7 protein-coding genes are annotated in these 11,589 nt (G+C 71.3%); all 7 read right to left on the bottom strand.

All coding sequences use genetic code 11. From position 1 onward, the window contains the following. Nucleotides 1-109 precede the first annotated feature (109 nt). Nucleotides 110-1,081, bottom strand: a complete 972-nt coding sequence (locus CRP27_RS01125; protein WP_097178961.1) for a MoxR family ATPase — start codon at nt 1,079-1,081, stop codon at nt 110-112. A gap of 68 nt (nt 1,082-1,149) precedes the next feature. Next, the gene (locus CRP27_RS01120) at nt 1,150-7,035 is read right to left on the bottom strand and encodes an Ig-like domain-containing protein (RefSeq protein WP_141399647.1); all 5,886 of its coding nucleotides are present in this window, start codon (nt 7,033-7,035) and stop codon (nt 1,150-1,152) included. Then, a complete protein-coding gene (locus CRP27_RS01115) occupies nt 7,008-8,420 on the bottom strand; it encodes a serine/threonine-protein kinase (RefSeq protein WP_097178959.1) in 1,413 nt (470 codons plus the stop codon). The genes CRP27_RS01120 and CRP27_RS01115 overlap by 28 nt, the downstream gene beginning before the upstream one ends. Nucleotides 8,421-8,549: 129 nt before the next feature. Next, complete coding sequence (locus CRP27_RS01110) at nt 8,550-9,371, bottom strand: PP2C family serine/threonine-protein phosphatase (RefSeq protein ID WP_255257391.1); 822 nt, start codon at nt 9,369-9,371, stop codon at nt 8,550-8,552. A 3-nt stretch (nt 9,372-9,374) separates the two neighbouring features. Further along, complete coding sequence (locus tag CRP27_RS01105) at nt 9,375-10,106, bottom strand: hypothetical protein (protein ID WP_097178958.1); 732 nt, start codon at nt 10,104-10,106, stop codon at nt 9,375-9,377. A 55-nt stretch (nt 10,107-10,161) separates the two neighbouring features. Then, a complete protein-coding gene (locus tag CRP27_RS01100) occupies nt 10,162-10,710 on the bottom strand; it encodes a hypothetical protein (protein WP_141399646.1) in 549 nt (182 codons plus the stop codon). A 113-nt stretch (nt 10,711-10,823) separates the two neighbouring features. Next, on the bottom strand, nt 10,824-11,588 hold the full coding sequence (locus tag CRP27_RS01095) for a YaaA family protein (protein ID WP_097178956.1): 765 nt from the start codon (nt 11,586-11,588) through the stop codon (nt 10,824-10,826). Nucleotide 11,589: the final 1 nt, after the last annotated feature.

Below are 11,589 nucleotides of genomic sequence, written 5' to 3'. Positions count from 1 at the left end.
ACGTTCGTGAGGCCGGCGACCGTCCCCGTGCGCTCGTACGCCGTCGTCCCGCGACGCGACCGCGTCGAGGACGGGCGGCGCGACCGCGTCGAGACGGGCCGGCGGTCGGTCACGACGCGGCCCGGTCCGCCGGCGGCGGCGTCTCGACCAGCAGCTGCGCGATGACGCTCGTGGCGCTGACGCCGTCGAACTCCGCCTCGGCGTCGAGCACCAGACGGTGCGCCAGGATCGGCACCGCCAGCGCCTTCACGTCGTCGGGCGTGACGTAGTGCCGCGCGTTCAGCGCAGCGAACACCCGCGAAGCGCGCATCAGCCCCATCGCGCCGCGGACGCTCACGCCCAGGCGGACCTCGCTGGCCGAGCGCGTCGCGTCGACCAGGCGCGCGACGTAGTCCGCGATCACCGGGTCGACGTGCACCGAGCGGGCGAGCGTCGCCATCTCGGTGATCGTCGCGGCCGGCACGACGCTCGCGAGCGGGACCGAACTCGACGGCGCCGAGGAGGTCTCGAGGATCTTCACCGTCGCCGCGTGGTCCGGGTACCCGATCGACGCCTTCATGAGGAACCGGTCGAGCTGCGCTTCGGGCAGCCGGTACGTCCCCGCCTGCTCGACGGGGTTCTGCGTCGCGATGACCATGAACGGCGCGGCGAGCTTGTGGTTCACGCCGTCGACCGTGACCGCGGACTCCTCCATCGCCTCGAGCAGCGCCGACTGGGTCTTCGGGCTCGCGCGGTTGATCTCGTCGGCCAGGACGATGTTCGAGAAGACCGGGCCGCGGTGGAAGTCGAACTCCTGCGTCTTCTGGTCGTAGACGCTGATGCCGGTGATGTCGCCCGGCAGCAGGTCCGGCGTGAACTGGATGCGGTTCGTCGACCCCTGCACGCTCTGCGCCATCGCCCGGGCGAGGCTCGTCTTCCCCGTGCCGGGGACGTCCTCGAGGAGGAGGTGGCCCTCGCTGAGCATCGCCGTGACCGCCAGGCGGATCACGAACGTCTTCCCGAGGAGCACCTGCTCGACGTTGGTCACGATGCGGCCTGCGACGTCGGCGAACCAGGTGGCCTGCTCCGGGGTCATGCTCATGCGGTGTCGTTCCTCGTTCTCGGGGATGGCGGTAGGGGCAGCGTACGGTGAGCGGCGGCGGTGAGTCGTTACTCGGACGGCGCGGTGGACGGGTCCGTCGCGGGCGGATCCGCGGGCGCCACTGCCACCGCGGCGGACAGGTCGCCGGTGGTGGTCAGGCTCGATCCATCGCCGAGCGACAGCGTCAGCGTGGCTTGCACGCGAACCGAGCCAGCGAGCAGTGGCGGACTCGGTGCCGGGGCTGATGCGTCCCACGAATCAGTCGTGAACAGGCCGCTACCGTCGTCGCTCCCGTACCAGCGCGCCGTGTACCGAACGCTCATTCCGGCACCAGATGGTCCGTCGACCGCGATCGGGGTGCCCTGCTTTGCTGCGTCGACCGAAGCAGTTGCGTCGAGAGCGGCCGCACGCACCTGTTTGGACTGCGCATCCTGCGTGCAGAACGACGTGCCGGGACCGCCGCAGGCCCGAAGCGACACGGTCACAGGGACGTTCCGAGCACCGCCGCCGGGTACACCGCTCCAGGACTGGCCCGGTTGCAGGGTGACGGGGGTGCCGCTCCCGGTCTCGAGCAGGTAATGGTCGACGTCCGTTCGCGGCGCGGTGATCAGCGCGTTGGGCAAGCTGGAACTCTCAGACGTCAGCGCGACAGTCGGGGTGTCCGTGCCGTCCGGTCGTTGGTAGGCCGTGGTCTCGGTGTACTGGACGTTGCAGAAGAAGCCGTTGGACACGGTCACGGCGAAGGTGCGCTTCCCGCCGCCCACGCCGGTCACCGTCGTCGGGCTGGACGAACCCAACGACCCTCCGGGCGGGTTGTTGCAGTCGACGTTCCCGGACTGGAACACGCCGTAGCTGGTCGACGGGCCCCCGGCTGCGTCCGCGGCCCCCCACGTGACGGTGACCACGGACTTCCCGGTGCCGTCGTCGTTGCTGCCGACGTTCGCGGAGACGTTCGCGGGCTTGCCCGGCATGCCGACAGCGGCACCCGTGGCCGACGCCGAGTTCCACTGCACCACGGTGTTGTTGCGGTCCGCGCCGTTGCGAGCGGACACGGTGACCGTGTACTGCGCAGCACTCTGCGCACCGGTGAACGACGTGTTCGTGGCCGTCCCGACGTTCCGCGACGTGGACAGCCCGGGGCCCTGGATCGTCACGACGTAGTTGTCGACCGCGGTCCCGTTGTTCGGGGCGTCGACCTTGTTCCAGCTCACGTCGAGCTGGTTCGGCGTGCTCTTGCTCGGTGTGACGCTGATGCCCTTCGGCGGTGCGGGGACGAAGTCGGCGCTGATCGGTGCGGACTCCCCCGACGCCTTCGAGTCGCCGATCGCGTTCGTCGCCACGACCGTGAACCGGTACGAGCCCGCCGGGTCGAGGCCCGTGATCGTGCAGACGGTCGCGGTGCCGCAGTCCTTCGCGACGCCGTTCGTGCCCTGCAGCCGGTACCCGGTGATGGGCGAGTTGTTCGCCTGCGGGGTCGACCAGGTCAATGTGGCCTGACCGCCCTCGTAGGACCCGGTGCGGCTCGGGGCTCCTGGCGCGTCGGGGACGTCCTGCACGGAGATCGTCACGTCGCCCCAGACGTACCGGTCGGGATCGTCGGTGGCGTCGGCGACCTGGTACTGCAGGTGTGCGTCGACGGGCTTGGCGTTCGCGGAGACGCTCACCTGCAGGCGGGACTTGTCCGCGCTCGGCGTGACCGTCACACCGCCGGGCAGACCGCCGGACAGCCCGCGGATGTTGACGACGCGGAGTCGCTGCTCGGGGAACGGGTTCGTCGGCTGGTCGTTGGCGAGGACGTCGATCGTGGTGGTCGCGCCGCGCTTCGTGATCGACTTGTCCGCACCCGGCTGGACGAGCGGCCGGGTGGACGCGACCACGTCGACGTCCACGACGCCGCTCCGGCCCTGGTTCGCGTCGTCGGCCACGCCGATGCCGATCGCGGCGGTGGTGTTCTTCTTCGCGGTGTCGGCGACCGTCACGGTCAGCTTCTGTCCCGAGATCGTCGCGGTCGTGCCGTCGGAGGGCTTGCTGACGACGGAGTAGCGGAGCTCCGGCAGGTCCTTCGGGTACGGGTAGTCCGTGAGCTTGGTGAGGTCGATCGTGCGCGACTCCCCCGGCTGCATGTCCACCGCGGACCCGGTGAACGCGGGCGGCTGATTGGACCGGGGCGTCACCTTGATCGGCAGCACGAGCGTCGCGACGCGGCCCTTCCCGCCGTTCGCGTTCGATCCGTCGGTGACCTCGAACGAGATCGACGCGTTGCCGTAGTAGAGCTTCGACGACGTGAACTGCAGGTTCGACGAGTCGACGACGAGGTCCTGCCCGTTGGCGTGCGTCGCCTTCACGGTGCCGTCGTCGGTGATCTTCGCCGTCTGTCCGTTGGCCGTCACCACGTACTTCGACAGCGGGATGCGGACGGTGGCCTCGCTCTTGACCGTGATCGCGCCAGCGGTCCGGTTGACCTGGGGCAACGCGTCGTCGAACCCGGGGACGTGGATGAACCCGTAGGACACGATGTCCGGGTGGTCGACCCGTGCGACCGAGAACGGGATGACCTGCGAGTCGTCGGTCAGGCGGACGACGATCCGCTGGTCGTCCGTCGTGCGTGCGGTGTCGCCGTAGCCGTCCACCACGCCCACCTTCAGGTCGGCGGTGGTGCCCTCGGCGAAGAACACGTTGTCGAGCACGTCGACGGTGACGCTCTGCCGGTGCAGGATGTCCTGCAGGTCGAGCGTCGTGTCGTCGACCTCGGGCCGCAGGGGTTGCGCGTCCGGGTCGACCGTGACGGTGAGGAACGCGGTGCTGGCCCCGCCGTTCTCGTTCGCGACCGTGTACAGGACGGCGTAGTCGCCGTCCTTCGCGGTCTTCGGTGGCGTGACGCGGATCTGCTGCTTCTGCAGGATCTTCGCCGTGACGTCCTTCGCGGTGGGCTGCGCGTCGGTGACGGTCAGCTGCCCGCCCTCGGGGTCGGAGTCGTTCTGCAGGACACGGACGGTGACGGAACCGCCGGGTCGGATGGTGACGTGGTCGGCCTCGGCCACGGGGTTCGACGCCTGTTCCGCACGCGGCGCGATGCCGACGCGGACGGTGCCGGTGGCGCGGGCACCGAGGGCGTCGACGACCGTGTAGGTGAACTCGTCGGTGCCGGCCGAGTAGTCGCCCGCCTCGTAGGTCAGGGAGTCGGAGGCGACGTCGCTGACCGAGCCCTTGTCCGGGTTCGACGCGACGCCGACGAGTTGCACGGAGTCACCGTCGGGGTCGATGCCGTTCAGCGGGATCGACACCCGGACGGACTGTCCGGCGACGACCCGCGCGGTGACGGTCTGCGGGACGGGCGGGTTGTTCGTCGCTGCGTCCTGCTCCCGAACGGAGATCGAGACGGTCGCGTCGGCGTACTGCCCGTCGGGCCCGGCGACCCGGTACACGGCGGTGTAGCTGCCCGGTGTGGTCGGCGCGAGGTACCGGAGGTGGTCGCCCGACGCGAAGAGCAGCCCTCCGTCACCCGGGACGTTCTGCACGAGCTCGGGCTGCAGGGTCAGCGGCTCACCCTCGGGCTGGGTGTCGTTCGCGAGCACGTCGATGTTCGCGACGTCGCCGACCCGCACGGTCGCGGTGTCCGGCTGGGCGACCGGGGGCTGGATGCGGTCCGGCTTGGGGATCTCGACGACGGTGATCGTGCCCGTCGCCGAGGCGAGTCCGTTCGTCTCGGTGTAGCCGAACGACACGGGCCCGTCGAGTGGCGCCGTGAGCGTGACGCGGACGGTGTGCTGGTCGAGGATGCTCGCCTGGACGCCGGAGCCGCGTTCCGGCCCGTCGAGCGCGGTCACGAGGAGCACGCCGCCGGCTGGGTCGATGTCCGTCGCGGTGACGTCCGTGTCCTTCGTCGACAGGGTGTTGACGAACACCGTCTTCGGAGTGGTGATCGGCGCGGTCGAGGCGTCCGGTGGCGCCAGGATCGTGATCCGCACGATGCCGCTCGTGGTCTTCGTGCCGTCCGTGACGGTGTACTCGAGCTGGTGGTCGCCGGCGCCGGCGCCCAGGACGCGGAAGGTCCCGGCGTCGTAGCTCGGCGTGACGGTCAGCCCCGACGCCGAGGAGACGCTCGTCAACGTGACGGTGCCGTTGCCGCCGCGCACGTGGTCGAGCGGGTCGACGCTGAAGGCCTTGCCCGCGTAGCCCTGCACCGGGAACGGGTCGGCGTACAGGGGCACGCTGCCCTGCTTCGCGACGTGCACGGTGACGGCACCGCGGCCGTCGGCCCGGCCGTCGCTGACCACGAGCTGGACGGCCCGGTCGCCCGTCCGCCCGCTCGCGTTGCGGTAGTCGAGGAGCCCGTCCGGCGTCGTCGACACCCGGTCGCCGTCGGACGCCGTCGCCGACTTCAGGTACACGGGATCGCCGTCGGGGTCCACCCAGTCGCCGAGCACGTTGGTGACGACGTGACCGTTCTGCACGACGTCCGCTGACGTGTCCCGCACCTGTCGTGGTGGATCGTTCGCCGAGTCGGGACGAACCGTCACCTTCACGATGGCCGTGTCCGACCCGCCGTTGCCGTCCGTGATCGTGTACGGGAACGACACGGTGCCGCTGGCACGAGCCGACAGCGTGATCTGCAGGCGCTGACCGTCGCCGACGATCGCGACGTCGCCGACCGCGTCGTCGACGCGGCCGACCTCGCCGATGACGATCGGGTCACCGTTCGGGTCGTAGTCGTTGAGCAGGACCGGGAGGCTCGTGGTGCGTCCCGGACGAGCGCCCAGGTCGTCGTCGACCGCGACCGGCGGCTTCTGGTCCTTGTCGACCTCGGGGTCGTCGTCGGACACCTGCTCCTGCTGCTGGTCGTCGTCCTTCTTGATGAGGTCGGACCAGTTGTCGATCAGCTGACCGCTGCGGTCGATCGCCCAGGAACGCCCGCTCTGGGGGTCGTTCGCGACGACGGTCTCGCCGTTGTGCAGGATCTGGAGGTCGCTCGTACCTGCCGTGTCCGCGAGCCGCTGGAGCGCGTTCCCGCGACAGGTGTCGATCGCCTGCCCACCGGCCCACGCAGCGTAGGTGCAGGACCCGACGACGGTCGGCCGAGCCGCACGTCCGGACACCTGCAGTGCGGTGGCGTCGACGCTGCCCGACGCCGAGACGCGGACGAGCCCGGCGGTCCCCGCGACGACGACCTCGGACGCGTCGTCGGTGGACCGCTGGAGCGACGGGGACGTGCCGACGCGGTCGCCGAGGTCCACCGTGTCACCGTCGACGGACACCTCGCCGGTCGTCCGGTCGAGCACCGCGACGTGGTTCCCGAAGGACGCGACCTGGAAGTCGTCGGCGCGGTCCATCTTGACGGTCCAACGCTCGGCCACGGTCAGGGTCGTGCCGACGTCGACGAGCGACGCCGTGCCGGTCTTCGGTGAGTAGACGGCCACGTGCTCGTCGGATGCGTCGAAGACCGCGTCGGCGCCGAGCGTGAGGTCCGCCTTCGTGGACGCGTCGAACTCGCCGAGGTCCTTCGCCGGTGTCGCCCAGAGCTCGCCGGTGTCGCCGTTGCCGATGACCGCGGTGGAGCCGGCGAAGAAGACCTGCGGCGACCCGGCGGGCAGGGTCACCGGGTCGGCGACGGTCGCGTCGGCGACGTCGACCTTCGCCACGGTCCCCTTCGTGTCGTCCACGCTGTACACGGTCGAGCCGCGCTGCAGCACGGAGAGGCTGTCACTCGCGGTCTCGACGGCCGTGTTCAGCTGCAGGACGCCGGTGTTCGCGCGGCCCACCGCGCCGTACTCGGCGGACGGCACCCACACGGTGCCGTCTCCGAGCTCGACACGCTGCGTGTGGTAACCGGTCGAGGCGACGGCCGCGGTCGCGACGACCGCCCCCACGACGATCGAGGCACCGACGGTCACCGCGGCTGAACGGTGCTTGGCGAGGAGCGCCCGGATCACCCGGCGCTCCCGATCGTGGCGCACTTCTGGGCGCTCGCCACGCCGGTCTTGCCGTCCCGGTTGACCGCGACGGCGATGCACTCCTCGTCGCCCTTCTTCCCGGAGACGACGAACCGGGCACCGGTCTGCTGGCTGGCCGCACCGTTGGAGGAGATCACGTAGGTGTCGCCGTTGCGGAGCCCCGGGTCGTCCCAGGTGAACGTGACGGACGACGCGGTCGTGGCTGCCTGAACGTCCGACACGACGGGGATCGCACCACTGCCCAGGCGTCCGACCACGACCACGGTGGCGATCGCGAGCGCTGCCACGACGACCACGGCCAGGGACGTCGCCCACACCAGGGTGGAACGGGACCGGCGTCGAGCGCGGGTCACGGAACCGGTGCGGTGCACGGTGCCGACGCTCTGCGCCGCGGCGGCCGACGAGCCACCCTGGATCGCCTTGCGGGTCCGGCGTCGCGCCCCGACACGCGTGGGCGGCTGGAGCTCCCGGATCATCGTGCGGTCGCCGTCCGGCGTCGGCGTCGCGACCGCCCAGGCCTCGACCGCGACGTCGGCTGTGGTCTGCGGGATGCCGAGCTCCGCCTCGACCTGCTGGAAGCCACGGACGAGTTCCATCACGGTCGACGGTCGCCCGGCGACCTTGCGCGACATGGCCGCAGCGAGCAGTCGTTCGAGCGACGGCGGGACGTCGGTGCGCCCCGTGGACTTCACACCGCCCTTGTCGATGCGGCTCATCAGGTCGGCGGCGCCGTTCTTGCCGCCGCGGACCTCGAAGGGGCTGCGACCGGCGAGCAGCGAGAACACGGTCGCCGCGAGGGAGTACACCTCGGACTGGATGGTGCCGCGGGACTCGTCGATGAGGACCTCGGGAGCCGACCAGGGGATCGACATGCCGACGGGCTCGTCGGGGTCGGTGCCACCGATCGTCGCAGCGATGCCGAAGTCGGACAGCACGGGGTTGCCGTACGCCGTCACGAGGATGTTCGACGGCTTGATGTCGCGGTGGAGCACGCCCTCGCGGTGCGCGGTCTCGAGTGCGGAGCCGATCCGGATGCCGGTGGAGAGCACCTCGGACACCGGGATCGGCTCCCGGCGGTACCGCTCGCTGAGCGAGGACGAGCACAGCTCCATCACCAGGTACGGACGCCCGTCGGACGCCACGCTCGCCTGGAAGACGGTGAGGATCGACGGGTGCGTGCTGAGGCGGGCCATCAGGTTCGCCTCGGCCTGGAACATCTGTCGGACGCGGTCGTCGACGACCTCGTCGAGGAGCACCTTCACGGCGACCTGCCGGCGCGGCATGTCCTGCTCGTAGAGGAAGACGTCGGCGAACCCGCCGGAACCGAGGACGTGCACGGGACTGAACCCCGGGATCACGGGCGGGGTGGACGGCAGGCGTCGCGCCATCGTCCTCTCCTCCCCGGCCGAGCGGCCAGCTCTCTCGTCACGGCCCTGCCATTGTACGAACCGTGGGTGACCGACATTCCGCACACCGCTGCGGGCGGTGGGTCAGCGCTCCCCCAGTTCGGGGGGCACTCAGTGGCGCGGGAGCGTGTCTTCCACGTCTCCGTCGTCCGGCGCGTCGTCGACCTGCAGCACGACGACCGTCACGTTGTCGCGACCGCCGGCCACGACGGCGTCGCCCACCAGGCGTTCGGCCAGACCCTGGGCGCTCGGCTCGCGCGCGGCGATGCGACCGATCCCGCCGTCGCCGAGTTCCTTCGTCAGCCCGTCCGAGCACACGATGTAGCGATCACCGGCGCGGAGCGGCAGCGTCCACCAGTCGGGCTCCGGCGGTTCGCCGAACCCCACGGCGCGCGTGATGACGTTGCTGTCGGGGTGGCGTTCGGCGTCCTCGGCCCGCAGCAGGCCGGCGTCCACCATCTCCTGCACGACCGAGTGGTCGACGGTCACACGACGGAGCACGCCGTCCTCGATCCGGTACGTCCGCGAGTCGCCGACGTTGAACACGAGGGCGGCCGGCTGCCCGTGGGACGCGACGAGCGCGATCCCGGTGACGGTCGTCCCGGCGCCGATCGCGTTGCCGCCGGCGGCCCGCTCGATGTCGGCCGTGGCGAGCAGGAGCGCCCGCTGGATGGCCTGTCGCGACGAGAAGGCGCTCTCGGTCGCCTGCTCGAGGCGACGCACGACGGCGTCGCTCGCACGGTCGCCCGCGAGGTGACCCCCCATCCCGTCGGCGACGACGAAGAACGGGGCTCCGACGATGTAGCTGTCCTCGTTGTGGTCACGACGGCGACCGACGTCGGTCGCGGCTCCCCACGACAGCGTCAGGGTGGCACCGTCGGCACCGGGGACGTCGATGGCGTGCGCAGTCGCTGCTCGGCCGAGTTCGGTCACGGTTCAGGATCGCTCTCTGGGGGTTCGGGGCGTGCCGGCTGGTGGATCGGACGGCCACACGGGGAGTGGCGGGATGTCCCCCGCCGTCGGTGCGACCCGGTGGTACGGCGAGAGGACCTCGATGACGTTGCCGTCACCGATCTCGACAACCGTACCCGTCAGGACGACGTTCGAGGCACCCGACGGCATCCGGAACGGAGCCGCGCCCGCCGGCCGCACCACCGTGCCGTTGGTCGACCGGAGGTCGTCGACGACCGTCGCCTCGCCCTCCGCGTGCACGAGCACGTGCGAGGAGGACACCTGCCCGGTCGCCGACGGAACCGTAACCAGTTCCGGCGCCGCACCGCGCAGGATCCGCGGCATCGTGGGCCGCCGGCCGACGATCACGGGGTGGTCGAGCCGGAGCACCCGCTCCCCGATCCGGATCGAGGGAACCCTGGTCTGCGGTGCGGGTGGGACGGCCTGGAGGCGCGGCTCGGCTCCGACGGACGCGCTTGCGCTGTCGTCCGGTCGCGCCGGCACACGCACGATCGTGTCGTCGAGACCGTCGTCGGTCGGGCGCGGCGCGGCGACCGGACGGATCACGGTGTCGTCGTCCGCGTCGGCGTCCGGCTGGGCGGGGGCCGTCGGTGCGGCCCGGATGACCGTGTCGTCGAGCGCGTCGCCCACACGGTCGCCGGAGAGCTGCGCCCGCGGTCGTCGGATGACGGTGTCGTCGATGTCGTCGTCGCGCAACCGAGCCCTCCAAGCGTGGTCGCACACCACCGTAGACGATCCTGTCCCCCGGTCGTCATCGGCGCTCCCACGCCGGCCCGCTCCCGGCACGCACGGAGCGCAGGACGACCGCAGCGAGCGGGTCGCTCGCACACGTGTCGAGCGCGTGCTGCGCGCGGGTCTGCGCACGCGCCGTCGACCCGAGAGCCCACGAGCACCAGGAGGCGATGGCGAGCGCACCAGCCGCGCCGGACCCGGTGTCGGCGGACGGGTCCTCGCTCCGCCACCACTGCCAAGCCTCGGCACACCGGTCCCCCGCGATCCGGATGCGTGCCCGGTCCGGTTCCGGTCCCCAGCCACGCAGCGCCGGCGGGGTGTCGTCCAGGAACGGGTCGAAGGCGGCGACGCCACGCGGATCGGGATGGTCGCGTGCCGCGAGGAAGTCGATCAACGCGAAGCGGGGTGCGAGCGCAGCACACGCGGTGAGCACCGCGACCGCAGCGGTGCGGGGCAACGGCCCATCGTGGGGCGCGACGAGTGCCGCGCACGCGGCCGGCAGTGTGACCGCAGCTGCGATCTCACGCGGGTAGCGCACAGCGGCTTCGTCGAGGGTTCGTGTCGTCACGGGGATCATGTCGACATCGAAACGCACGCCGCGCCTCCAGGCCGCCCTGAACCGGCCGTCTGTGGAGGGCGACTCGCCCCACCCGACCTGTGGAGGGACGGGCGGGGCAGAGGTCAGACCGCGGCGGGCTCGAGGCTCTCGGCCACGAGGTCCCAACCAGTGTCGTGCTGCTCGAACGCGACGCCGTGCTCCGACGCCCACTCGACGAGCTCGACCATCGAGGACACCTGTGCACCGGTACGGCCGAGCAACGCCACCAGGCGGCCCTTCGCGGTCTTGTTCCAGTGGTTCAGTGCCTTGCGTCGGCCGGCGCCGTCCACGCTCACCACGCGCGGCGCCACGGCGTCGGCCACGGGGCCCAGCTGCCGGTAGCCCTCGGACCGGAGGTCGAGCACGAGACCTCCCGCCGAGTGCTCTGCGAGGACACGCGACGACGCAGCCGGCCAGTGCGAGGCGAGCCGCACGCTGCCGAGCCGGGAGTCGTGCGAGAGCCGGTACGCCGGGATTGGATCGCCGCCGCCGAGGGGGCCGAACATCGCGGACTGCACCACCACGTGGTCGAACCACCACGCGCGGGTCGTGGCGTCCGCGTCGAGGGCCCCGAGCGGGTCGTAGAGCACCCCCGTGTACCGGTCGATCGCCGGCATCGTGCCCGAGGTCTCGAGCGCGAGGTTGCGGAACCGCTCCTCGATCGACTTCGGGCCGAGCTTCAGGGCCGTCCGGGCAGAGGACTCCTCAGAACTGACGGAACGGGCCGCGGTGATCACCGCGGCCCGTTCAGCAGCCAGTTCTGGGAACGACAGCGCACGCAGGTCGAGCGTGCGGTCCGTGTCCCCGCCCTCCCGCTTCGTCTCCGAAGGCGGGAGGAGGACGGTCAGT

Source organism: Curtobacterium sp. 314Chir4.1 (assembly GCF_900215175.1).
Classification (GTDB): Bacteria; Actinomycetota; Actinomycetes; order Actinomycetales; family Microbacteriaceae; genus Curtobacterium; species Curtobacterium pusillum_A.
Note: the sequence above shows the minus strand (reverse complement) of the source record. Positions and strands in the feature narration are given on the sequence as shown.

Bases quoted from the DNA above. Each gene is read 5' to 3' on its own strand.
- CRP27_RS01125 (WP_097178961.1), bottom strand. From the start codon at position 1,081: ATGAGCATGACCCCGGAGCAGGCCACCTGGTTCGCCGACGTCGCAGGC.
- CRP27_RS01115 (WP_097178959.1), bottom strand. From the start codon at position 8,420: ATGGCGCGACGCCTGCCGTCCACCCCGCCCGTGATCCCGGGGTTCAGT.